This is a genomic window from Vibrio sp. ABG19, from assembly GCF_029962385.1.
Lineage (GTDB): Bacteria > Pseudomonadota > Gammaproteobacteria > Enterobacterales > Vibrionaceae > Vibrio > Vibrio ostreae.
This window is the reverse complement of sequence record NZ_CP071708.1, coordinates 345,915-370,902: the sequence shown is the minus strand read 5'-3', so window position 1 is coordinate 370,902 and position 24,988 is coordinate 345,915. Positions and strand designations below refer to the sequence as shown.

At 50.9% G+C, this 24,988-nt stretch carries 21 protein-coding genes; 15 read left to right on the top strand and 6 right to left on the bottom strand.

What is annotated here, in order from left to right:
• The first annotated feature begins 57 nt into the window (after positions 1-57).
• Positions 58-1,704, top strand: coding sequence for a phosphoglucomutase (alpha-D-glucose-1,6-bisphosphate-dependent) (gene pgm / locus J0X00_RS07755; RefSeq protein WP_136482535.1), 1,647 nt, complete (start codon positions 58-60; stop codon positions 1,702-1,704).
• A gap of 119 nt (positions 1,705-1,823) precedes the next feature.
• Here the strand turns inward: pgm and J0X00_RS07750 are convergent, their stop codons facing one another.
• Positions 1,824-2,582, bottom strand: a complete 759-nt coding sequence (locus tag J0X00_RS07750) for a DUF1853 family protein (protein ID WP_282477860.1) — start codon at positions 2,580-2,582, stop codon at positions 1,824-1,826.
• 128 nt (positions 2,583-2,710) lie between these two features.
• Between J0X00_RS07750 and J0X00_RS07745 the strand changes: the two genes are divergently transcribed.
• Positions 2,711-3,469: a Nif3-like dinuclear metal center hexameric protein gene (locus J0X00_RS07745; protein WP_168796940.1), complete on the top strand. Its 759-nt coding sequence runs from the start codon at positions 2,711-2,713 to the stop codon at positions 3,467-3,469.
• A gap of 87 nt (positions 3,470-3,556) precedes the next feature.
• Here J0X00_RS07745 and J0X00_RS07740 read toward each other — a convergent pair whose 3' ends face one another.
• Entirely contained in the window at positions 3,557-4,846 is a 1,290-nt protein-coding gene (locus J0X00_RS07740) for a citrate synthase (RefSeq protein ID WP_136482541.1), read from the bottom strand.
• A gap of 394 nt (positions 4,847-5,240) precedes the next feature.
• Between J0X00_RS07740 and sdhC the strand changes: the two genes are divergently transcribed.
• The 8 genes from sdhC to sucD all read left to right on the top strand — a co-directional run bounded on the left by sdhC (position 5,241) and on the right by sucD (position 14,834).
• Positions 5,241-5,633: a succinate dehydrogenase cytochrome b556 subunit gene (gene sdhC, locus J0X00_RS07735; RefSeq protein ID WP_136482543.1), complete on the top strand. Its 393-nt coding sequence runs from the start codon at positions 5,241-5,243 to the stop codon at positions 5,631-5,633.
• A complete protein-coding gene (gene sdhD, locus J0X00_RS07730; protein ID WP_136482545.1) occupies positions 5,627-5,971 on the top strand; it encodes a succinate dehydrogenase, hydrophobic membrane anchor protein in 345 nt (114 codons plus the stop codon). The genes sdhC and sdhD overlap by 7 nt, the downstream gene beginning before the upstream one ends.
• A complete protein-coding gene (sdhA, locus tag J0X00_RS07725) occupies positions 5,972-7,738 on the top strand; it encodes a succinate dehydrogenase flavoprotein subunit (protein WP_218562831.1) in 1,767 nt (588 codons plus the stop codon).
• A gap of 15 nt (positions 7,739-7,753) precedes the next feature.
• Complete coding sequence (locus J0X00_RS07720) at positions 7,754-8,464, top strand: succinate dehydrogenase iron-sulfur subunit (RefSeq protein WP_136482550.1); 711 nt, start codon at positions 7,754-7,756, stop codon at positions 8,462-8,464.
• An 86-nt stretch (positions 8,465-8,550) separates the two neighbouring features.
• A complete protein-coding gene (gene sucA, locus J0X00_RS07715; protein ID WP_282477859.1) occupies positions 8,551-11,361 on the top strand; it encodes a 2-oxoglutarate dehydrogenase E1 component in 2,811 nt (936 codons plus the stop codon).
• 30 nt (positions 11,362-11,391) lie between these two features.
• Positions 11,392-12,600 carry a 2-oxoglutarate dehydrogenase complex dihydrolipoyllysine-residue succinyltransferase gene (odhB, locus tag J0X00_RS07710; RefSeq protein ID WP_136482555.1) on the top strand — a complete coding sequence of 403 codons (1,209 nt, stop codon included), beginning with the start codon at positions 11,392-11,394 and terminating at the stop codon, positions 12,598-12,600.
• A gap of 195 nt (positions 12,601-12,795) precedes the next feature.
• Entirely contained in the window at positions 12,796-13,962 is a 1,167-nt protein-coding gene (gene sucC, locus J0X00_RS07705) for an ADP-forming succinate--CoA ligase subunit beta (RefSeq protein WP_136482557.1), read from the top strand.
• Positions 13,962-14,834 carry a succinate--CoA ligase subunit alpha gene (sucD, locus tag J0X00_RS07700; protein WP_136482559.1) on the top strand — a complete coding sequence of 291 codons (873 nt, stop codon included), beginning with the start codon at positions 13,962-13,964 and terminating at the stop codon, positions 14,832-14,834. The genes sucC and sucD overlap by 1 nt, the downstream gene beginning before the upstream one ends.
• 179 nt (positions 14,835-15,013) lie before the next feature.
• Here the strand turns inward: sucD and znuB are convergent, their stop codons facing one another.
• Both znuB and znuC read right to left on the bottom strand, forming a co-directional pair.
• Positions 15,014-15,796 (bottom strand): zinc ABC transporter permease subunit ZnuB, encoded by a 783-nt coding sequence (znuB, locus tag J0X00_RS07695; RefSeq protein ID WP_282477858.1) that lies wholly within the window; start codon positions 15,794-15,796, stop codon positions 15,014-15,016.
• On the bottom strand, positions 15,789-16,577 hold the full coding sequence (gene znuC, locus J0X00_RS07690) for a zinc ABC transporter ATP-binding protein ZnuC (protein WP_218562832.1): 789 nt from the start codon (positions 16,575-16,577) through the stop codon (positions 15,789-15,791). Before znuC ends, znuB begins: the two co-directional genes overlap by 8 nt.
• A gap of 85 nt (positions 16,578-16,662) precedes the next feature.
• Between znuC and J0X00_RS07685 the strand changes: the two genes are divergently transcribed.
• From J0X00_RS07685 to J0X00_RS07665, 5 genes are all read left to right on the top strand, one after another.
• On the top strand, positions 16,663-17,676 hold the full coding sequence (locus tag J0X00_RS07685; protein WP_136482566.1) for a zinc ABC transporter substrate-binding protein: 1,014 nt from the start codon (positions 16,663-16,665) through the stop codon (positions 17,674-17,676).
• Positions 17,677-17,870: 194 nt separating this feature from the next.
• Positions 17,871-19,010, top strand: a complete 1,140-nt coding sequence (locus J0X00_RS07680) for a helix-turn-helix transcriptional regulator (protein WP_282477857.1) — start codon at positions 17,871-17,873, stop codon at positions 19,008-19,010.
• A gap of 524 nt (positions 19,011-19,534) precedes the next feature.
• Entirely contained in the window at positions 19,535-19,765 is a 231-nt protein-coding gene (locus tag J0X00_RS07675; protein WP_136482570.1) for a FeoA family protein, read from the top strand.
• Positions 19,762-22,032, top strand: coding sequence for a Fe(2+) transporter permease subunit FeoB (feoB, locus tag J0X00_RS07670; RefSeq protein WP_282477856.1), 2,271 nt, complete (start codon positions 19,762-19,764; stop codon positions 22,030-22,032). Before J0X00_RS07675 ends, feoB begins: the two co-directional genes overlap by 4 nt.
• Positions 22,029-22,259 (top strand): FeoC-like transcriptional regulator, encoded by a 231-nt coding sequence (locus J0X00_RS07665; RefSeq protein ID WP_282477855.1) that lies wholly within the window; start codon positions 22,029-22,031, stop codon positions 22,257-22,259. Before feoB ends, J0X00_RS07665 begins: the two co-directional genes overlap by 4 nt.
• 170 nt (positions 22,260-22,429) lie before the next feature.
• Here the strand turns inward: J0X00_RS07665 and J0X00_RS07660 are convergent, their stop codons facing one another.
• Positions 22,430-22,858 (bottom strand): HIT domain-containing protein, encoded by a 429-nt coding sequence (locus J0X00_RS07660; protein ID WP_136482576.1) that lies wholly within the window; start codon positions 22,856-22,858, stop codon positions 22,430-22,432.
• A gap of 355 nt (positions 22,859-23,213) precedes the next feature.
• Complete coding sequence (gene argS, locus J0X00_RS07655) at positions 23,214-24,947, bottom strand: arginine--tRNA ligase (protein ID WP_282477854.1); 1,734 nt, start codon at positions 24,945-24,947, stop codon at positions 23,214-23,216.
• Positions 24,948-24,988: the final 41 nt, after the last annotated feature.

Genomic DNA, 24,988 nt, shown 5'->3' with positions numbered 1-24,988 from the left:
CTAAACTGCGTATTATGAGGTTTTTTATTTGTCGTTATTTCTGAAAGGATGTCTCCTATGCCAATGCACCCACGTGCAGGACAAAAAGCCCAACAGCAGGACCTGCATAATATTCCCGCGCTTGTTGCTAACTACTATCTGTTGCAGCCTGATCCAAGCAATCCGCAACACAAAGTGGAATTTGGCACCTCAGGGCATCGCGGTACTGCGGATAAATCCACATTTAACGAGAACCATATTCTGGCGATCGCCCAGGCGATCGTTGAAGTCCGTACCGAGCAAAAGACTTCAGGTCCGCTGTTCGTTGGTAAAGATACCCATGCTTTGTCTGAACCTGCCTTCAGCAGCGTGATCGAAGTCCTGATTGCCAACGGCGTTGAAGTGATTGTTCAGCAGGACAACGGTTATACGCCGACGCCGGGTATTTCTCATGCCATTTTGACCTACAACCGTGACCACGCCGAAAAAGCGGATGGTATCGTCATTACCCCGTCGCACAACCCGCCCCAAGACGGCGGCATCAAATATAACCCGACTCATGGCGGCCCGGCGGAAGGTGAACTGACCCAGGCGATTGAAAACCGTGCTAATCAGCTGATTGCCGAGGGGATGAAGGGAGTAAAACGCCTGCCGATTGGCGAGGCGAAACAGTCTGCATTGTTTAAACAGGTGGATTTGGTTAAGCCTTATATTGACGACCTGGTGAATGTGGTTGATATGGCGGCGATTCAAAAAGCTAACCTGAAACTGGGTGTGGACCCACTCGGCGGCAGTGGTATTGATTATTGGCGCCAGATCGGGAAGGCCTACAATCTGAATCTGACCCTGGTCAGTGAAGCGATTGATCCCAGCTTCCAGTTCATGTCACTGGATAAAGACGGTGTCATTCGTATGGACTGTTCTTCGCCGTATGCGATGGCCGGTCTGCTGGCATTGAAAGATGAGTACGACCTGGCGTTTGGCAATGACCCGGATTATGACCGTCATGGCATCGTGACTCCGAAAGGTTTGATGAATCCGAACCACTTCCTTGCGGTGTGTATCGACTACCTGTACCGCCATCGTGACGGCTGGGGTAAAGATGTCGCTGTCGGTAAAACCCTGGTTTCTAGTGCCATGATCGACAAAGTGGTGGCGGATTTGGGCCGTGAACTGTGCGAAGTGCCGGTCGGCTTCAAATGGTTTGTAGATGGGCTGTACAACGGCAGCTTTGGTTTTGGTGGTGAAGAGAGCGCTGGCGCCTCTTTCCTGCGTAAAGATGGTACGCCGTGGTCAACCGACAAAGACGGCATCATTCTGTGTTTGCTGGCCGCGGAAATTACGGCTGTGACCGGTAAAACGCCGCAGCAGTACTATGACGAGCTGGCGGCTAAACATGGTGATTCACACTACAACCGGATTCAGGCGGTCGCGAACGGCCCGCAAAAAGAGGTATTGAAAAAGCTGTCACCTGAAATGGTGTCAGCCCAGACTCTGGCTGGTGATGCGATTACTGCCCGTCTTACCCATGCGCCGGGCAATGGAGCAGCGATTGGCGGCCTGAAAGTGACCAGTGATTTTGGCTGGTTTGCGGCGCGTCCTTCCGGCACCGAAGATATCTACAAGATTTACTGTGAGAGTTTCAAAGGTGAAGCGCATCTGCAGCAAATAGAGCAAGAAGCTCAGGATATCGTGAACCAGGTGTTTAAAGACGCCGGACTGTGATCGGCTGAGCGAGACGGTTGAAGACTATGACGTGAAGAGGCGCACTGAGCGCCTCTTTTTATCTCTGTAGTTTCCGGTTTGTCTGCCCGAGTACAGCGTGATTGTCAGAGGCGTTCGGATTACGCGCCGATATTGTGGGGCCAGTCGCGAGGAATCACAAACCAGAATTGGCCGGATTCACTCTGGCAGTGGACAAAACCGTCGGCGTCGCCGTGAAAACGCTCGGCATCCGCGCTGCGCCCGGTCAGCCATTGTGATTTGTCCAGCAGGTAAAGTGGTTCTTCTATCTGAGCGAACTGATGATCATAACACCAGTATCCGCTGACCTGCGACTGATTGAGGCGAAAGCCCAGACAGTCTTCGGGCACGGTTTCCGGCTCGAACGGATTGACGTACAGACGTCCCTGCATCAGCAAATTGGGTTGTGCATTGGCCCATAAAGGATAGGTTTTGATGAACGCATCGTTGGTTGACATCGGCAACTGGTGGTTGAGCATATGGGCCAGTTTGAGATCCAGACGGTCCTGGGCATTCGGGCCGTACCATAGCCCATTCTGGAGCAGATAAAACTTTACCGCGACTTCCCAGTGCTCATACTGCTCGGTTTTGCTGTTTTTAACGATAAAATCGATGGAGCCCAGTGTACGGCCATGTTGATTGAGCTGAATCTCGTCCGATACAGAGTGATAACGCGGCGTGGCAGAGAAGAGTTGCAAACATAAATGCTGATAAACAAAGCCCAGACGGCGGTTGCCCTGATATTCAGCCCATTTCTGCGAAGCGGGCTTACGAAATGGCGGTGTGCCGGCAATCGGCGGGGCAGATTCAAACAGTGATGGGGTAGTGGCTACCCAGTGGGTGAGTTGTTCCAGATCCATAATTGTCTCGTTCCGTCAGTGTTCTTTTCGACATTTTAGCGCGAAATTGGTAGCGTAAGCGGGAAATTGTCAGTTTTAAAATGAAAATGTTATAACCACGCCATGAATATCAGGCAATGGGATCAATGATGAATAATTTACAACTTGAAATGTTGCTCAATGACACGCTGTCGCCACAGCTGATTAAAGATTATTGCCCGAACGGTTTGCAGGTTGAGGGTAAATCGGAAGTCAAAAAAATTGTTACCGGTGTGACAGCATCTAAGGCTCTGATAGAAAAAGCGATAGAGCTTAATGCTGATGCGTTGCTGGTCCATCATGGCTATTTCTGGAAAGGTGAAAATGAGGCGATTCGCGGTATGAAAGGTACGCGCATCCGTCAGTTAATTAAGCATGATATCAACCTGCTGGCCTACCATTTACCACTTGATATCCATCCTGAGCTGGGTAATAACGCGCAACTGGCCAAGCGACTGGGTATTAAGGTTGAAGGTGGACTTGAAGGGCATCCGCAATCGGTGGCGATGTATGGTTCATTGGCTGAGGCGCTCAGCGGAGATCAATTGGCACAGCGTATCAGCCAGGTACTCAGCCGGGCACCGCTGCACATTGCCCCGGAGATGGCAGACAAACCGATTAAAAAAGTCGCCTGGTGTACCGGTGGTGGTCAGGATTATATTGAACTGGCGGCAGCGCAGGGTATGGATGCGTTTATCTCCGGTGAAATCTCAGAACGCACCACATACAGTGCTCGTGAGCTTAACATTCATTATTTCTCTGCGGGCCATCATGCTACGGAACGCTATGGGGTGAAGGCGCTGGGGGAGTGGCTGGCGGCCGAGCACGGATTTGAGGTTGAATTTGTCGATATTGATAATCCGGTGTAACGGACAATCTGAACCCAATGTGCGATACCAATGAAAAGAGCGAGGCCAGGCCTCGCTCTTTGTTATCACACAACAAACATCTGGCTATTATTCGCGTTCGTGCAGAGGCACGAAGTCACGCAGACCCTGACCAGTGTACAGCTGACGTGGACGACCGATACGGCTGCCCGGGTCGCTGTGCATTTCATTCCAGTGAGCAATCCAGCCGATAGTCCGCGACATCGCGAAGATTACAGTGAACATAGACACCGGGATACCGATCGCTTTCAGAATAATACCGGAATAGAAGTCTACGTTCGGGTAGAGTTTCTTCTCGATGAAGTATTCATCAGACAGAGCGATACGCTCAAGTTCCATCGCCACATCCAGCAGTGGATCCTTGATGCTGAGCTCTTTCAGCACTTCGTGACACGCTTCGCGCATTACGGTTGCACGCGGGTCATAGTTTTTGTACACGCGGTGACCGAAGCCCATCAGACGGAATGGGTCATCTTTGTCTTTCGCACGTTCAACATACTCAGGGATCTGATCAACTGACCCAATCTCTTCCAGCATACGCAGACACGCTTCGTTCGCGCCGCCGTGAGCCGGACCCCATAGCGATGCAATACCGGCAGCAATACATGCAAATGGGTTAGCACCAGAAGAACCAGCCAGACGAACTGTTGACGTCGAGGCGTTTTGTTCATGGTCTGCGTGCAGAGTAAAGATCTTGTCCATCGCACGAGCGACAACCGGGTTCACTTCGTACTCCTCACATGGTGTTGCGAACATCATGTGCAGGAAGTTTTCAGCGTAGCCCAGATCATTGCGCGGGTAGATAAACGGTTGACCTGTTGAGTATTTATAACACATTGCTGCCAGTGTAGGCATTTTAGACAGTAGACGGTACGCAGCGATTTCCCGGTGCGAGTCGTTATTGATGTCCAGTGAATCATGGTAGAAGGCTGCCAGGGCACCCACCACGCCACACATTACTGCCATTGGGTGAGCATCACGACGGAAGCCGTGGAAAAAGCTTGCGATTTGCTCATGGACCATAGTGTGACGAGTAACGGTACGTTTGAATTCTTCGTACTGATCGCGATTAGGGGCTTCACCGTAAAGCAGAATATAACACACTTCTAGGTAATCAGCGTTATTGGCTAACTGGTCGATAGGGAAACCGCGGTGTAGCAGAACACCTTTGTCGCCATCGATATAAGTGATTTGAGATTCACAAGATGCAGTGGCAAGAAAACCAGGGTCAAAAGTGAAGTAACCATTTGAACCTAATTTACGAACGTCGATTACCTGAGGGCCCAGTGAGCCATCCATAATCGGCAGTTCGATTGGCGCTTTGCCTTCGATATGAAGGGTCGCTTTCTTATCTGCCATAACAATCTCCTTTGTTTATTATTTAATCCGTCCAGGATGTTTGTGTGCCATTCTTGTACGTCTGATCTTGGTTAAAGTCAATTAATCTCACCCGATGTGTGCACTTACTTTGATTTTTTATACATATAAAGTTAAAAATCTGTTCTGTGTAGCAAAAATTGTTACATCAATTGTTGTAGAATGTTGCTAGCCGTATATTGGCGTGGCAAATTTTGGTGGAAACCTTATAAATTAAGGGTTAGCTATAACGGTGAGGTGATAGCTTCTCTCCTTTGTTAACAAATGTTTTACAATCTTATTCCGGTGTTGAAGCGGGTAAAGGTTAAATAAATGTTAACTTTTGTGGGTTTGCCACCAAATTTCATCCATAACTATAAATGCTCAATGGAGCTGAGTGAGCAAGCCCGTGAAAGAAAGAAAGTCTAGACCTGTTAATTTAGATCTGCAGACCATCAGCTTTCCGATCACAGCAATCGCTTCTATCCTTCACCGCGTGGCGGGGGTTATTACGTTTGTAGCAATCGGAATTCTGCTTTGGTTATTATCCATGTCATTATCCTCCCAAGAAGGGTTCATCGAAGCGAGCGATATCGTTGGCGGTTTCTTCGTGAAATTTATTCTGTGGGGTATTCTGACCGCATTGGCGTACCACATCGCTGGTGGTGTTCGTCATTTACTTATGGACCTTGGCTATTTTGAAGAGCTTGAGTCTGGTGCGCAGAGCGCGAAAGTGGCGTTCGGCGCTACTGTGGTTCTATCTCTGTTGGCGGGGGTTTTGGTATGGTAAAACACGTTTCCTCATTTGGTCGTAACGGGGTTCATGATTTTCTGTTGATTCGCGCCAGCGCAATCATCATGACTCTGTACACCATCTATATCGTTGCCTTTTGTGCATTTACAGATATCTCTTACGTTTCCTGGACCGAGTTCTTCGGCGGCACGTTTACCAAAGTGTTCACTATGCTGGCCTTGGTATGCATCCTTATCCACGGCTGGATCGGCTTGTGGCAGGTTCTGACCGACTACGTCAAGTGCGCTAAACTGCGTGGCGGTTTGCAGCTTGTCGTGATCGCCGTGTTGTTCGGATACTTTTTCTCTGGCCTATTTGTATTGTGGGGTGCGTAAGTGACTATTCCAGTTCGTGAGTTTGATGCCGTAGTAATCGGCGCAGGTGGTGCTGGCATGCGTGCAGCACTGCAAATTTCAGAGCAAGGTTTGACTTGTGCTCTGTTGTCAAAAGTGTTTCCAACTCGTTCTCACACGGTATCGGCGCAAGGCGGTATCACAGTGGCACTGGGCAACTCGCACAAAGATAATTGGCAATGGCACATGTATGACACCGTAAAAGGTTCTGATTACATCGGTGACCAGAACGCTATCGAATACATGTGTAAAAATGGCCCGGAATCGGTAATTGAGCTGGAGAAAATGGGTCTGCCATTCTCTCGTTTCGAAAATGGCTCGATTTATCAGCGTCCGTTTGGTGGCCAGTCTAAAGAGTTTGGTGGCGAGCAGGCTGCACGTACTGCAGCAGCGGCTGACCGTACTGGTCACGCACTGCTACATACTCTTTATCAACAAAACATTAAACATAAAACCACCATTTTCTCAGAATGGTACGCACTGGATCTGGTGAAAAACCAGGATGGTGCTGTGATGGGTTGTACCGCACTGTGCATGGAAACCGGCGAGATCTGTTACTTCAAAGCGAAGGCAACGGTTCTGGCAACGGGTGGGGCAGGCCGTATTTACGCATCGACCACTAACGCGCACATTAACACCGGTGATGGTGTTGGTATGGCTCTGCGCGCTGGCGTACCTATGCAGGATATGGAAATGTGGCAATTCCACCCAACCGGCATTGCCGGCGCCGGCGTGCTGGTGACCGAAGGCTGTCGTGGTGAAGGTGGTTACCTGCTTAATAAAGACGGCGAACGTTTCATGGAGCGTTACGCACCCAACGCCAAAGACCTGGCTGGTCGTGACGTGGTAGCGCGTTCAATGATGATCGAGATCCGTGAAGGCCGTGGTTGCGATGGTCCGTGGGGCCCGCACATCAAGCTGAAACTGGATCATTTGGGTAAAGACGTGCTTGAGTCTCGTCTGCCTGGTATCTGTGAATTGTCACGTACCTTTGCTCACGTTGATCCGGTGAAAGAACCGATTCCGGTTATCCCGACCTGTCACTATATGATGGGTGGTGTTCCAACGCAGGTTTCCGGTCAGGCTATCAAGCAAACGGCAGCAGGTCAGGACGTTGAAGTTCAGGGTCTGTTTGCCTGTGGTGAAATTGCTTCTGTATCGGTCCACGGTGCCAACCGTCTGGGTGGCAACTCGCTGCTTGACCTGGTGGTATTCGGCCGTGCAACCGGCCTGCACCTGGGTGAAACCCTGGCTGCACAGGCTGAGGCTCGTCCGGCAACTGAGTCAGACATTGAAGCTTCACTGGCGCGTACCATGCGTTGGGAAAACAGCAAGGGCGGCGAAGATCCGGTGCAAATCCGTAAAGACCTGCAACGTTGCATGCAAAACAGCTTCTCGGTATTCCGTGAAGGTGATGCAATGGCAAACGGCCTGGAAGAGCTGAAAGTGATTCGTGAACGTCTGAAAGATGCTCATCTGGCGGACAAGTCACAGGAATTCAACACCCAGCGCGTTGAGTGTCTGGAGCTGGATAACCTGATGGAAACCGCTTTCTCGACTGCGGTTGCAGCGAACTACCGTACCGAAAGCCGCGGTGCCCACGCTCGTTTCGACTTCCCTGATCGTGACGATGCAAACTGGCTGTGCCACTCGATTTACAACCCGGAAACTGAGCAGATGAACAAGCGTGATGTCAACATGACGCCGGTTCACCGCGAAGCGTTCCCGCCAAAAGTACGTACTTACTAAGAGGAGGACTGACTGATGAAAATGAACTTCTCTCTGTACCGCTACAATCCGGATGTCGATAAAAAGCCTTACATGAAAGACTACGTGCTTGAAGTGGAAGAAGGCTCTGACATGATGGTTCTGGATGCGCTGATTCTGCTCAAAGAGCAAGACCCGTCGATTGCGTTCCGCCGTTCATGCCGTGAAGGTGTGTGTGGCTCGGACGGTCTTAACATGAATGGTAAAAATGGTCTGGCGTGTATCACTCCATTGTCGGCGTTAAAAGGCGACAAAATTGTGATTCGTCCGCTGCCAGGTCTGCCGGTAATTCGTGACCTGATCGTTGATATGACTCAGTTCTACGATAACTACGCCAAAGTGAAACCATTCCTGATTGCTGACGATGCATTACCACCATCGCGTGAGAATCTGCAATCTCCGGAAGATCGCGCACATCTTGATGGCTTGTATGAATGTATCATGTGTGCATGTTGTACAACGTCCTGCCCATCATTCTGGTGGAATCCGGACAAATTTATCGGTCCTGCGGGCTTACTGGCCGCTTATCGTTGGTTGATCGACAGCCGCGACACCGCGACAGACGAACGCTTATCCAATCTTGATGACGCATTCAGCGTTTTCCGTTGCCACGGCATCATGAACTGTGTAAGTGTTTGTCCGAAAGGATTGAATCCGACGAAAGCAATCGGCCATATCAAGTCGATGCTGGTAAACCGTTCGGTTTAGATAAAAAATTGCAGGCCTGCGGGCCTGCGTTTATTAGCTCGGCGTAGACCGAAGCAAACGTGAAAACTACTGGTTAAGGGAAAATAATGCACAACGGCGTGATGAAGGCATGGCTCGAGTCTTCACACTTGGCTGGCGCCAATGCAACTTACGTAGAGGACCTCTACGAACTGTATCTAAGTGATCCCGATCTGGTCAGTGAGGAGTGGAAACGTGTTTTTGAAGGGCTGCCTGCGCAACCCGACAATGTGGCAGAACAGCCACATTCACGTGTCCGTGACTACTTCAGACGACTCGCTCAAGAAACAAAGCATTACAGTGTCCAAGTTAGTGATCCTGAAGTCGATGCAAAACAAGTAAAAGTCCTACAGCTGATTAACGCATACCGCTTTCGCGGACACGAAGCAGCCCAATTGGACCCTCTCGGATTGTGGAAACGCCCTCCTGTGGCGGAATTAGACCCCTCTTTCCACAGCCTGACTGCCGAAGATATGGAAGAAACTTTCAACGTAGGTTCATTTGCGGTTGGCAAAGAAACCATGCGTCTGAAAGACATCTATCAATCTCTCAACAACATCTATTGTGGCTCGGTTGGTGCAGAATACATGCACATGACAGACACAGAGCAAAAACGTTGGATTCAGCAACGTCTTGAGCCTGTGGTCGGACAGCCGTCGTTCACTCTGGATGAAAAGCAAACTTTCCTGGAAGAATTAACCGCAGCTGAAGGTCTGGAACGCTATCTGGGGGCAAAATTCCCGGGTGCAAAGCGTTTCTCACTGGAAGGTGGCGACGCGATGATTCCAATGACCAAAGAACTGATTCGTCATGCGGGTAAAACCGGTATGCGTGAAGTGGTCATCGGGATGGCGCACCGTGGCCGTCTGAATATGCTGGTCAACGTTCTGGGTAAGAAACCGCAGGATCTGTTCGATGAGTTTGCAGGTAAGCATGACGAAACCTGGGGTACCGGTGATGTGAAATATCACCAGGGTTTCTCGGCTGACTTTGCAACGCCTGGTGGTGATGTGCATTTAGCACTAGCATTCAACCCATCACACCTGGAAATCGTCAACCCTGTGGTTATGGGCTCGGTACGCGCTCGTCAGGATCGTCTCGGCGATGATGACGGTAGCAAAGTTCTGCCAATTACCATCCACGGTGACTCTGCTGTTGCCGGTCAGGGTGTCGTGGCTGAAACCTTCAACATGTCTCTGGCGCGCGGTTACTGCGTGGGCGGTACGGTTCGCATCGTGGTGAATAATCAGGTCGGCTTTACTACCTCCAACCCTCGTGATACTCGCTCGACCATGTACTGTACTGACATTGCGAAGATGGTTCAGGCGCCGATTTTCCACGTTAACTCGGATGATCCGGAAGCGGTTGCTTTCGTTACCCGTCTGGCGCTGGATTATCGTAATGAGTTCAAACGCGACGTAGTGATTGACCTGGTATGTTACCGCCGGCATGGTCACAATGAAGCGGATGAGCCAAATGCGACTCAGCCTCTGATGTATCAGAAAATCAAAAAGCATCCGACACCTCGTAAGCTGTACGCGGATGTGCTGATTGACCGTAAAGAAAGTGATATCGAAACCGCGACTCAGTTGGTAAATGAATATCGCGATGCTCTGGACCGCGGCGAAGTCGTAGTGAAAGAGTGGCGTCCGATGACGATGCACTCGGTTGACTGGTCACCATACCTGGGCCATGAGTGGAATGAAGAGTGGGCCAACAAATACCCGCTTGAGCGTCTGCAAGAACTGGGTCAGCGTGTTTGTCAGTATCCTGAAAGCCACAAGCTGCAAAGCCGGGTAGATAAAATCTACAACGACCGTCGCGCGATGCTTTCCGGCGAAAAAATGCTCGACTGGGGTATGGCGGAAACACTGGCTTACGCCACTTTGGTGGATGACAGCAAACGTATCCGTCTCTCAGGTCAGGATTCTGGTCGTGGAACCTTTTTCCACCGTCATTCAGTTCTGCACAACCAGGGCGATGCCAGCACTTACATTCCGCTGAGCAACATTCATGACAACCAGGGTCCATTCGAAGTGATTGACTCGGTTCTGTCAGAAGAGGCAGTACTGGCGTTCGAATATGGTTATGCCACAGCAGAACCCGGCGGCCTGACTATCTGGGAAGCGCAGTTTGGTGACTTTGCCAACGGAGCTCAGGTGGTGGTGGACCAGTTCATCTCTTCCGGTGAGCAGAAGTGGGGACGTTTGTGCGGCCTGACTATGCTACTGCCACACGGTTATGAAGGTCAGGGTCCAGAGCACTCCTCTGCTCGCCTTGAGCGTTACTTGCAGTTGTGTGCTGAGCAGAATATGCAGGTTGTTGTACCGTCGACTCCGGCTCAGGTTTACCACATGCTGCGTCGTCAGGTGGTGCGTAAGATGCGTCGTCCGCTGATCGTCATGTCACCGAAATCGCTGCTGCGTCATCCGCTGTGTGTTTCCAGCATGGAAGAGCTGGCTGACGGGGCATTCCAGGCCGCAATTCCGGAAATCGACACGCTGGACCCAGCCAAGGTGAAACGCGTGGTGTTCTGTTCAGGTAAAGTTTACTACGACCTGCTGGAACAGCGCCGCAGTAACGAGCAGGAAGACGTCGCGATTGTACGTATTGAACAGCTGTACCCATTCCCGATTGAAGAAGTACAGGCTGCTATCGCCCCGTACACCAATGTGGTGGACTATGTTTGGTGTCAGGAAGAGCCGCAAAACCAAGGCGCCTGGTACTCTAGCCAGCACAACTTCCGCGCAGCCATCCCAGCTGGTGCGGATCTGAAATATGCAGGCCGTCCTGCTTCTGCTTCACCAGCAGTAGGTTACATGTCGGTACACTTGAAACAACAAAAAGCGTTGGTTGAAGACGCTCTGACCCTAGCTTAAGAACTAGAACTAAAAAAGGAAGACATAGATATGACAGTTGAAATTCTGGTTCCAGATTTACCTGAATCAGTAGCAGACGCAACCGTTGCGACATGGCACAAACAACCAGGTGACGCCGTTGCACGCGATGAAGTGATTGTAGAAATTGAAACCGACAAAGTAGTACTGGAAGTTCCGGCTCCTGAAGATGGCGTGCTGGAAGCTATTCTGGAAGAGGAAGGCTCGACCGTACTGTCTAAGCAACTGCTGGCTCGCATCAAAAAAGGCGCGGTTGCCGGTGAGCCGACTAAGGACACCACCAGTGCAAGCGAATCTTCACCAGACAAACGCCATAAAGCGACACTGACGGAAGAGAGCAACGATGCACTGAGCCCGGCGGTTCGTCGTCTGCTGGCTGAACATAACCTGGAAGCCTCTCAGGTGAAAGGTACGGGTGTTGGCGGTCGCATCACTCGTGAAGACATCGAAGCCTTCCTGGCTGCTGATAAGAAAGCGCCTCAGGCTGCACAAGAAGCACCTGTTCAGGCTCCGGTTGCAGCACGCAGTGAAAAACGCGTTCCAATGACCCGCCTGCGTAAGCGTGTGGCTGAGCGTCTGCTGGAAGCGAAAAACAGCACTGCTATGCTGACCACGTTTAACGAAGTCAACATGAAACCTATCATGGATCTGCGTAAGCAGTACCAGGATGTGTTTGAGAAGAAACACGGCATCCGTCTGGGCTTCATGTCTTTCTACGTTAAAGCGGTGACCGAAGCGCTGAAACGTTTCCCTGAAGTGAATGCGTCAATCGACGGCGACGAGATTGTTTACCACAATTTCTTCGATATCAGCATCGCGGTTTCTACGCCACGTGGTCTGGTGACTCCGGTACTGAAAGACTCAGATACACTGGGCATGGCTCAGATCGAAAAAGGTATCAAAGAGCTGGCAGTGAAAGGTCGTGACGGCAAACTGACGGTTGACGAACTGACTGGCGGTAACTTCACTATCACTAACGGTGGTGTGTTTGGTTCCCTGATGTCAACGCCAATCATCAACCCGCCACAAGCGGCTATTCTGGGTATGCACAAAATCCAGGACCGTGCCATGGTTGTCGACGGCAAGATTGAAATCCTGCCAATGATGTATCTGGCGCTGTCTTACGACCACCGTTTAATCGACGGTCGTGAGTCAGTTGGCTTCCTGGTAACCATCAAAGAGTTGCTGGAAGACCCAACACGTCTGCTGTTAGACGTTTAATATCGCTGAAACGTCTAGTTATCGCCGATAGCTAGACGTTTGATTGCGGCTAAGGCTAGACTGCTCAACGTCCGGCCTTCATATGAACTGTCTTGCGCAGTTGATTTGAGAAGACCCTACAGACGCGCGACAGTAACTGTGAACGCGTCATGGAAATTATAAGTCCCTTAAGGGAAGAACAAACGGAATAGATCAATGAATTTGCATGAATACCAAGCCAAACAGCTGTTTGCAGAATTCGGATTGCCTGTGCCAGAAGGCTATGCATGTGATACGCCACAGGAAGCTTTTGAAGCGGCTGGCCGTATTTCGACGGCAAAAAAAGTAGTTAAATGTCAGGTTCACGCAGGTGGCCGCGGTAAAGCGGGCGGCGTAGAACTGCACGACACCAAAGAAGGTGTCAAAGAATTCGCACAGAAATGGCTGGGTAAAAACCTGGTCACTTACCAGACAGATGCGAATGGTCAGCCAGTGACTAAGATCCTGGTAGAAGAAGCGTCAAATATCGCTAATGAACTGTACCTGGGTGCCGTTGTTGACCGTTCGACCCGTCGTATCGTTTTCATGGCATCGACTGAAGGTGGCGTGGAAATCGAGAAAGTTGCGGAAGAGACTCCGGAACTGATTCACAAAGCAGCGATTGATCCATTGGTTGGCCCTCAGGCATACCAAGGCCGCGAACTGGCATTCAAACTGGGCCTGCAAGGCGATCAGATCAAACAGTTCGTTAAAATCTTCATGGGTCTGGGCCAGATGTTCGCTCAGTACGACTTGGCTCTGCTGGAGATCAACCCTCTGGTTCTGACCGGTGAAGGCAACCTGCTGTGTCTGGATGGTAAGATCAACATCGACTCTAACGCGCTGTACCGTCAGCCAAAACTGCGTGAAATGCACGATCCTTCACAAGAAGATGCCCGTGAAGCACACGCAGCGCAATGGGAACTGAACTATGTTGCTCTGGATGGTAACGTAGGTTGTATGGTAAACGGTGCTGGCCTGGCAATGGGTACCATGGACATCGTCAACCTGCACGGCGGCAAACCGGCTAACTTCCTGGATGTTGGCGGCGGCGCAACCAAAGAACGCGTTGCAGAAGCGTTCAAGATTATCCTGTCTGATGACAACGTAAAAGCCGTACTGGTTAACATCTTCGGCGGTATCGTGCGTTGTGACATGATCGCTGAAGGCATCATCGGTGCTGTGAAAGAAGTCGGCGTAACTGTGCCGGTTGTCGTTCGCCTTGAAGGCACTAACGCGGACCTGGGCCGCGAAGTACTGGCTAAGTCAGGTCTGGATATCATTGCAGCTGAGTCGCTTACTGACGCAGCGCAGAAAGTTGTTGCTGCAGCGGAGGGCAAATAATGTCTGTATTAATTAACAAAGACACCAAAGTAATCTGTCAGGGTTTTACCGGCGGACAGGGTACCTTCCACTCAGAGCAGGCGATTGCTTACGGTACACAAATGGTGGGTGGTGTTTCTCCGGGTAAAGGCGGTCAAACACATCTGGGTCTGCCAGTGTTTAACACCGTACGTGAAGCAGTAGAAGCCACAGGTGCAACGGCAACCGTTATCTACGTACCAGCGCCTTTCTGTAAAGATGCGATTCTGGAAGCGATTGATGCGGGTATCCAGCTTATCGTCACTATCACTGAAGGTATCCCGACAACGGATATGATTGACGTGAAAGTGAAACTGGAAGAAACCGGCGTACGTATGATCGGCCCTAACTGTCCGGGTGTTATCACTCCGGATGAGTGTAAGATTGGTATCATGCCTGGTCACATTCACCGTAAAGGTAAAGTCGGCATCGTATCTCGTTCAGGTACGCTGACTTATGAAGCAGTAAAACAGACGACTGATGAAGGCTTCGGTCAGTCTACCTGTGTTGGTATCGGTGGCGACCCAATTCCGGGGTCTAACTTCATCGATATTCTGAAACTGTTCCAGGAAGATCCGGAAACCGAGGCGATTGTTATGATCGGTGAAATCGGTGGTACTGCGGAAGAAGAAGCGGCAGCGTTCATCAAAGAGAACGTAACCAAACCGGTTGTTTCTTACATCGCGGGTGTTACGGCTCCTCCGGGCAAGCGCATGGGCCACGCTGGTGCAATCATCTCTGGTGGTAAAGGTACGGCAGACGAGAAGTTTGCGGCACTGGAATCAGCAGGCGTGAAAACAGTGAAAAGCCTGGCAGATATCGGTTCAGCACTGCGTGAAGTGACTGGCTGGTAATTCGCTTGGCGAATTGAGAAAAACCCGGGGTTTTCCCGGGTTTTTTTATGGCTGACAGTTTTTTTTATGGCTGACAGTTTTTTTTATTGCTTACAATGTTGATTGCGACTATCTGTTCTCTCAGTCTGTCCGCATTGCTGGTCGACCAACTCATCGCTTTTTGACATGCAAACCATTCATCAGGTGCGCTTGAAGAAATGGCTTAGAATGAACATGGTAGTGGCGCTGACCACGACAGACGGGCCTGCCGGCGTATCGAAATGCCATGACAGTGACAGGCCGGATAGCACGCAAATCATACCAATGGCTGACGCCATAGCGGCCATTTGTTCCGGCGTTTTGGCAATGCGGCGCGCCGTGGCGGCCGGAATAATCATTAACGATGTCATGATCAGGGCACCGACAAACTTCATACCGACCGCAATCACCAGACCAATCAGCAGCATCAGAATCAGTTGCATCAAGTCGGTATTAGTCCCTTCCACCGACGCCAGTTCTTCGTTGATACTGCTCGAAAGCAGAGGACGCCAGAATATACATACCGCAATGCCGACCGCAATCACGCCACTCCAGATGAAGATCAAATCAGACGGACTGACCGCGAGCAGGTCACCAAACAGGTAACTCATCAAATCGATGCGGACATTATCCAGGAAGCTGACGGCAATCAGACCGAGCGATAACGCACTGTGAGCGAGGATGCCGAGCAGGGTATCGGTGGCAATCAGCTTCTGCTTTTGCATCGCCACCAGAATCACAGCCAGACCAAGACAGCACACCAGCAGCGCGAGGTAAAGGTTGATGTCGAGCAGAAAGCCCAGCGCCAGTCCTAGCAGGGAAGAGTGGGCCAGCGTGTCGCCAAAATAAGCCATACGCCGCCAGACGATAAAAGAGCCAAGTGGGCCGGCGATCAGTGCAATACCAATCCCGGCGATAATCGAAGGTAACAGAAATTCAATCATGTTGGTGGTGACCATGTGAATGGTGGGAACAATCCTGGGCATCGCCTTTGACTGGCTGGCCCGCTAAATCATGGTGATGGTGTTCGTGATCGTGATGGTAAAACGCCAGCGCTTCACGGCTGGGTTGTCCGAAGAGGGCAATGTAATTCGGATGCTGGGTAATCGCGGCCGGTGTGCCTGAGCAACAGATGTGATGATGCAGACAGATAACGTTATCGGTTTTCGCCATCACCAGATGCAGATCATGGGAAACCATAAATACACTGCAGCCAAAACGCTGGCGAATGGTGTCAATCAGATCGTACAGATCTATCTGCCCCTGGACATCAACCCCTTGCGCCGGTTCATCCAGTACCAGCAGATCCGGACGACGCAGCAGGGCTCGTGCAATCAGAATACGCTGGCTTTCACCGCCGGACAGCTTGTGCATGTCATTGAGCAGCAAATGCTCGGCGCCAACCAGACGCAAAGCCTCGATCAGTTCTTGTTTACTGTATTTACCCGCCAGTTGCAGAAAACGTTTTACGGTTAACGGCAGGGTATCGTTGAGTTTCAGTTTTTGCGGCACGTAACCGATACGCAGGTTTTTGGCGCGCTTGAGCTGACCTGAATCCGGCGCATGCAGACCGAGCAGCACCCGCACCAGGGTTGACTTGCCTGCACCGTTGGGACCAATCAGAGTAGTGATCTTACCGCGGGTAAGGGTGAGGCTGACATTATCCAGGACCTGGCGTTGGTTAAAAGCAACGCGAATGTCTTGTAATTCAATAAGCGGTGACATGGAAGAGGAACTCATTTGCAAAGTGGTGATGTTATAATGTAACATCCATAAACTAATAACGCTATCGCTCGGAGACAACATCCTCATGTTACCCAGAATTGCCTTACTAACCGCACTTGCGGCTGCTTCAAATTCTGCCTTGGCGGCCAATATACTGACCAGTATTAAACCGATTCAGATGATTACCCATGAGCTGACAGCCGGTGTGGCTGAACCTGATGTGTTGTTACCAGCGAATGCTTCACCGCACGATTATGCGCTTCGTCCCTCAGATGTAAAGCGGATTCATAATGCCGATCTGATTATCTGGTTCGGAGAAGACCTGGAACCCTTCCTCGATCGTGCTCTGGCCAGTCACAGTAATGTGCTGACGCTGGAAAAATCACCGCAACTGGTCCTGCGATCTTACGGTGAAGCGGAAGAGCATGACGACCATGAAGAGCATGTCAGCCATGCGAACCATGCTGACCATCACCACGAAGAACACGCTGATCATGACCAGCACGATGAGCACGTTGCCCATAATGATGAGCACGACGACGGACATCATGAAGAACATGAAGGGCATCATCATGATCACGGCTCGCATGACCCGCATTTCTGGCTGAGTGTCGAGCAGGCTAAGCAAGCGGCCGGAATTATCGCTCTGCGCCTGGAGGAGACGGACCCGCAACATGCAGACCTGTACCGCAAAAACCTGGCGCGTTTTATTAAGCAGGCTGATGAGACGGACAGCGAAATCCGCTCTCAGCTCTACGCAGTGCAATCTGTACCTTATTATGTGTTCCATGAAGGTTATAGTTACTTCGAACAGCGCTATGGCCTGAATAACATGGGGCACTTTACGGTCAGTCCTGATCGTAAGCCTGGCGCAAAAACCCTGATCCGGATCCGCCAGTCTCTGGCTGATAATCAGGCCAAGTGTGTGTTTGCAGAACCGCAGTTTCAGCCGGCGGTGATTGATACGGTTGTCAGAGGCAGTAAAGCGAAAATTGGTGTTCTTGATCCTCTGGGTACGGAAGTGAAGATTGAGCAGGGCAGCTATTTCACCTTCCTGCATCAGCTCAGTGATAGCTTCTATCAATGTTTAGCGCAGTGATTCTTTAGCGCACTGATTCGAAAGCCAGCATCTGCTGGCTTTTTTTGTCTCTGAATTTTGCATGTCGTTATTTAGCGAACTTTGTACGCTATAAATCAAGTTAGCCCCAGAATTAGATGAAATACTCTAAAAATACATAAGCCTGTCAGACATTCAGTCCCAGCCCGGGGACTCAGCGGATGTAGGAGATAAGAATGAAGCTAACCATCATACTGGTGCTGTTGGGCGGGGTGATGATGATAGGGTGGGGATTCCACCGTCGGTGCAATGCTCACTTGCAGGAGATGGTCACTCAGGTTGCCCGACTGCGTCAGGATAACTGCAAGCTGCTCAACCATAACTGCCAATTGATGAAACAAATCGAAGTACGTGAGATCTGGCAGGAAAACCACATTGCCAATCTGATATCCACATTGAGTCGGTTGAGTGTTGGTCACGATACGCAGCAGGGCAAGCAGGCCCATTTAGCTATACGGTTCAGCCTTGGCCGGTTAAGCCGTTCGACTGTGGCGGATCTTCCCCGCGCCGCGCCGCCAAACATCAGCTATCGGCTCATCGATATAATGACCAGCGTCAGAGCCTGCTGGCAGGACGAGTTACAGCATGCCGGAATTAAGGTTGAACGTGATATCCGTATCTCAGATGAGATGATTGAGTTGCGCCAGTGGGGTGCGGATATCATTTTCAATGCTATTTTCTCGCATACCCTGCAGAGACTGACGCCTGGTCAGATCCTGTCAATTGAATGCCAGTCTGTTGCAGGGAAGGCGGTTATCCGTTTTTCAGACCACGGTTTATCTTGCGCTTACCTGGCGCAAGCAATGCTGTTTGATCGCGAAGGCCATTTGTTATCTCTGCCTACTCTGACCAGAGATACCGGTGGTGAGCTGATTATATGTAGTGGGGAGCAGGGCAATCTGGTTGAGCTGTCTTGGTCTTTAGCGTGCCAGGGCGCCGGTGAAATCCTTGATGATTGTGGTGGGGCGGCTACGACAGCACTCACGGCGCAAGGTGACTGGTTATCCAAACTTGAAAAACTGGTCTGTGTCCATTTTTCTGAACCGGATTTTTCTACCGCCCGGGCGGCCCGTTTATTATTATTGTCTGAACGCAGTTTACAGCGCCGTCTCAAGCAGCTTACCAACCGAACGTTCACTGAGTATCTGACCCATTACCGATTGGAACAAGCCTGTTTACAGTTGCGTAGTGGCGCCAGAGTATCCGATGTCGCATTCGAATGTGGCTTTAATGACCCGTCTTATTTCAGCCAACGTTTCAAACAGTATTATGGTCTGTCTCCTAGTCAATATATTGCCAACGGTTATCGGCTGTAAATCAACAATCATTATATGATTTTAAGATGTTTCATGTCGGGGGCAGGATGCCCGCGCGGTATAAATGGGGTTGAACGACTGAGAGAAGAAAAGCGTGACACACAAGGCTGGGCTTTGTGTGTCACGGCGCTAAGGGCGCAGCGTGTCTGATGACTGAGCAATGCCAACCTGCGATATTCTCTAGTTGCTCGGGAATGTCGACTCGGTTGATGTCACTGACTTTACCAGCAGGCATACTGCGGCCTGTAGCAGATTTGCGCCAACTGCTGTGAGGAAAACGCCAGTCATATGTTTTGATATAAATCGCGTTTTATTTTGGTGTTTTTAGGTTTTTTGTCCCCGTTTCTCCGCACACAGCAGTGGCCGGTCCGGCACTTGACCATCCGGCTGCATTGAATCTGGAATCTTTGATTTCGCGCAAGCCTTACCCCCTGGCATAGCGTTATTATTGTGCTCATCAGTAATGAAAATCCTTATCATTAGCAATAGTGCTTTATCGTTCAGGCGGAGTTACGGGCGTGGCAATGAAATTATCCGATTTACAACCAGGCCAATCCGGTCAGGTCGTCGCATTGAATGGACTGTCTGTGGAAGTCAGAAAAAAACTGATGGTCATGGGCGTGCTGCCTGCGACCAGAGTGACAGTGATTCGTCATGCTCCGATGGGCGATCCTTTGCAAATCGAGGTGCGAGGTGTTTCGATTGCGGTGCGTGAGAGCATTGCGGCGGCAATAGAGGTGGAGTGCGGGCGATGAAGTATCAGATTCTGACGGTCGGTAATCCAAACAGCGGTAAAACGACCTTATTTAATGGTTTGACCGGCGCCCGGCAGCAAGTTGGTAACTGGGCCGGGGTCACAGTTGAGAAGAAAACCGGCCGCTACCTGTATGCCGGCGATGAGTTGCTGCTAACCGACCTGCCGGGAATTTATGCTCTGGACAGCGGTAATGATGCCAACAGCCTTGATGAGTCGATAGCATCCAGAGCGGTACTGACTCACCCGGCAGACGTCATCATTAATGTGGTGGATGTGACTTGTCTGGAACGCAGCTTATATATGACTTTGCAGCTGCGTGAGCTGGGCCGCCCTATGGTGGTGGTACTCAATAAAATGGATGCTCTGAAGCGCGAACGTCAGACCATTGATGTCAAAAAGCTGCAACAGGCGCTGGCCTGTCCGGTGTTTACCTTGTCCGCCCACAACAAACAGCAGGTTGCTCGCTTCAAAGATAAGCTGCATAACGCTTTGGTGCAGGGGATGGCGCTTGAGCCGTTGCAACTCGATTATGGTCAGCGCTTTGAATCAGCGATTGCTGCCTTACAACCAGATTTTACTGAGCAGCAGGTCTCTGCCCGGGCCCTCGCGATTCGAGCGCTGGAAAATGATTTGCTGGTGGTTAACATGCTGCAGCAGGCGCAGCGAGAACAGTTGGTGTTTGAGCAGCAGCGCAGTGAAATGGATATTGATCTGCACGTTGCTGACTGTAAATACACCTATTTACACCAGTTGTGCCAGCAGGTACGCCGCAGTGAAGGTAAGCTCAGCCACAGTTTTACCGAAAAAGCCGACCGAGTGATTCTGAACAAATGGGTCGGGGTGCCGTTCTTCTTTGTGGTGATGTACCTGATGTTTATGTTTTCCATCAACATTGGGAGTGCTTTTATCGACTTCTTTGATATTGGTGTCGGAGCATTACTGGTGGATGGTGGCCACTATCTGCTGGATGACCATCTGCCGGTTTGGCTGGTGACCCTGCTGGCGGACGGAATTGGCGGTGGTGTGCAGACGGTCGCGACCTTTATCCCGGTCATTGCCTGTCTGTACTTGTTTCTGGCCCTGCTGGAAAGCTCAGGTTATATGTCACGTGCCGCCTTTGTGCTTGATAAGGTGATGCAGAAAATTGGTCTGCCGGGTAAAGCCTTTGTGCCTCTGGTTCTTGGGTTTGGTTGCAATGTGCCGGCAATCATGGCCACTCGAACCCTGGATCAGGAGCGGGAACGCAAACTGGCTGCATCGATGGCTCCTTTCATGTCCTGTGGCGCGCGTCTGCCGGTTTATGCGTTGTTTGCTGCGGCATTCTTTCCGGATCTCGGCCAAAACATCGTGTTTGGTTTGTACCTCCTGGGTATTGTGGCTGCGGTGTTCACGGGCTGGGTGCTGAAGAAAACCCTTTATCCGGGGACCAGTGACAGCTTTGTAATGGAAATGCCGGATTACGAGCTGCCGACGCTACGCAATGTGGCGATTAAAACCTGGCACAAGCTCAAACGTTTCGTGCTTGGTGCGGGGAAGACCATTGTCATGGTGGTGGCCATTCTTAGCTTCCTTAACTCGCTCGGCCCGGATGGCTCGTTCGGCAACCAGGACAGCGGTAATTCGCTCCTGTCCAGAGCAGCCCAGATAGTGACGCCGGTATTTGCGCCGATAGGGATTGAAGCGGACAACTGGCAGGCGACCGTGGGTATTATTACTGGCATCTTCGCCAAAGAGGCGGTGGTTGGGACCCTTAATAATCTCTATACCTCATCCCAATCGGATAATGCCGACTATGATTTGCTGGCCAGCTTGCAACAGGCGGTCGGGTCCATCGCCGATAACCTGACGGGGCTGAATTTTAGTGACCCGCTGGGGATCGAAGTGGGTGACTTAACCGATAGTGCTTCGGCAGCCGCTGATCAGCAGGTGGACGCTGCATTGTTCGGAAATCTGCACAGCCATTTCAGCTCTGGTTATGCGGCGTTTTCCTACCTGATATTTATTCTGCTCTATACACCTTGTGTGGCGGCGATGGGCGCTTATGTACGTGAGTTTGGTGGCCGTTTTGCGCGCTTTATTGCTGTGTGGACCATGGGGCTGGCCTACGCCGGGGCGACACTGTTCAATCAGGCTGCGCATCTGGCGGAGAGTCCGCTCAGCAGCAGTTTATGGATTGTCGCAGTGCTCGCTTCTGCGTTGCTGGTATTCTGGTTACTGAAACGCACGGGGCGGCGACAACAACATTTCGAGGTGACCATCGCATGATACTTAATCAGCTGAAACAGGCGATTGCCGAACACGGATCCATGTCACGGAAAGAGTTAGCCCGTCGTTTTGCTCTGAGTGAGGATGGTGTGGATGCCATGCTCAGTGTCTGGATACGCAAAGGGGAGATTTCGCGCTTTATTGATACTAATTCCGCCCAGCATGTGACCCGGGTGCGCTATGCGATTAATCAGGCGCAGGCGTTGTCTGTGACCGTGACGATGTAGAACCGGAACGTCAGTGCTGCGATAACCAAAAGCCGCTTGCTTAACAGGCGGCTTTTGCGTCTTTGCGGACCAAGGGTCAGCCCTGCAAGAGAACAAGTGTGATCAATAGCGGTTTCTTTTGCGATAGACTTTTTATACAGCGACAAACATTCTATACAGCAACGAACATTCTATACAGCAACGAACAGAGTGCTTAGTGACAATACGCTGCGCAGTTTGCGCAGCATCGTCTCTTGCTCAGCTTCGCTGCGCGTCTCACCCTGAGTATTTCCCCATACAGGCCCGGGCCAGGCAATGTCATCCTTAAAACGGGCAATGTGGTGAATGTGCAGCTGAGGTACCATGTTGCCCAGTGCGCCCAGATTAAGCTTATCCGGTTGAAATAAGGCTTCCAGAGCCTGATTGATCGCTTGAGATTCTAGCAGAAATTGCTGCTGTTCATGCATTGGCAGATGATGCAGCTCTTTCAGATGGGCTTTTTTTGGCACCAGAATAACCCAGGGCACGGCAGAATCTTTATGCAGCAGGGCAACACAAAGAGGAAAGTGGCCGATCACATCGGTATCTTTGGCCAGTTGAGGATGAAGTTCAAAGCTCATGATAGTTATCCGTACAAACGTGTTGGTGGTATAGGGCAGTCATCGAACCGGAAAACGGGGTCAGTAATGAAGCGATCACTGCCTGTGTGACTGACAGGCAACACACTGCAACCACAGTACCAGCATTATAACCCCAAGCCGCGTTCGGACGCAGCAGCTAAACATAGCAGCTAAACATCTTGGTTGGTGGCGGAGTTCACTGCTGTTTATCTATAAAAACACCAGTCTTATCGATAAGAATCAGTACGATGTAGATAAAAAACAGCGAACAAATAAAAAGGCTGACCTCAGGCCAGCCTTCGCAGCGGTTGTTAGTGCCACAAGCTTGTGACAACAAAGCCTGCCGGTTGCGCGTTTACATACGTTCCAGCGTATTGATGCCCAGCAGTGACAAACCTTGTTTGATGGTTTTTGCGGTCAGTGCAGCCAGCTTGAGACGGCTCTGCTTCACTGCTGCATCTTCTGCGATCAGGATTGGGCACGCTTCGTAGAAGCTCGAGAATTGACCCGCCAGTTCAAACAGGTAGCTACACAGAATGTGTGGCTGACCTTCACGTGATACCATTTGCACGGCTTCTTCAAATTGCAGCAGCTTAGCAATCAGAGCTTTCTCTTTTTCATCAGTGATTTGGATATCACCTTCGATGTTGTCCTGAGTGACGCCAGCTTTAGCAAAGATAGACGCCACACGGGTGTATGCGTATTGCATGTAAGGGGCTGTGTTACCTTCAAATGCCAGCATGTTGTCCCAGTCGAACACGTAATCTGTAGTGCGGTGCTTAGAAAGGTCAGCGTATTTCACCGCTGCCATCGCCACAGTGCTGGCAATTTCTGCTTTCTCTTCCGCGCTCAGTTCGGCGTTTTTAGACTCAATCAGTGCTTTAGCCCGCTCTTCTGCTTCATCCAGCAGATCAGCCAGACGTACTGTACCACCGGCACGGGTTTTGAACGGGCGACCGTCTTTACCCAGCATCATACCGAACGCATGGTGCTCCAGGCTTACTTCTTCCGGTACATAGCCCGCTTTACGTACGATGGTCCAGGCTTGCATCAGGTGCTGATGCTGACGTGAGTCGATGAAGTAGAGAACGCGGTTGGCACCCAGAGTCTCGTAACGGTATTTCGCACACGCGATGTCCGTTGTGGTGTATAGGTAGCCGCCGTCACGTTTCTGGATGATCACACCCATCGGCTCGCCTTCTTTGTTTTTGTATTCGTCCAGGTAAACGACTTGGGCACCGTCATCTTCCTGCGCCAGACCTTTCTGTTTCAGATCCGCCACGATAGTTGGCAGCATGTCGTTGTACATGCTTTCCCCCATGACATCATCACGGGTCAGGGAAACGTTAAGGCGGTCGTAGTTACGCTGGTTCTGAATCATGGTCACGTCAACCAGCTTTTTCCACATATCTAGACAGAACTGATCGCCACCTTGCAGTTTCACTACGTAGTTACGCGCACGCTCAGCAAATTCTGCATCTTCGTCGTACAGCTTTTTCGATTCACGGTAGAAGCTTTCCAGGTCTGCCAGTTCCATGGACACTTCACCAGACTCTTGTTGTACGCGCTCCAGGTTGGCAATCAGCATACCGAACTGAGTACCCCAGTCACCGATGTGGTTGGCACGAATCACTTTGTGGCCGAGGAATTCAAGCGTACGAACGACAGCGTCACCGATGATGGTTGAACGCAGGTGACCGACGTGCATTTCTTTCGCAACGTTTGGTGCTGAGTAGTCGGCAACAATGGTTTGTTGCTCTTCGATTGCGACACCCAGACGCTCATCTGCCAGAGCGACATCCGCTTGTTTAGCCAGGAACTCTTCGCTCAGGAAGATGTTGATAAAGCCAGGACCGGCAATTTCGGTTTTGCTGGCGATGCCATCCAGTTCCAGAACATCCAAGACTTTCTGCGCGAATTCGCGCGGATTTGTACCCAATTTCTTTGCCACGCCCATTACGCCGTTGGCCTGGTAATCACCAAACTGTGGTTTTGCGGATTGGCGAACGGCTGCAGGGCTGCCTGCAGGTGCGCCAGCGGCTTCAAGAGCCTGAGATACTTTGTCATTAATCAGTGCTTGGATATTCACTTGCGTGTCCTTCAATTCTGGGAATTGTTTCGGTATGCATC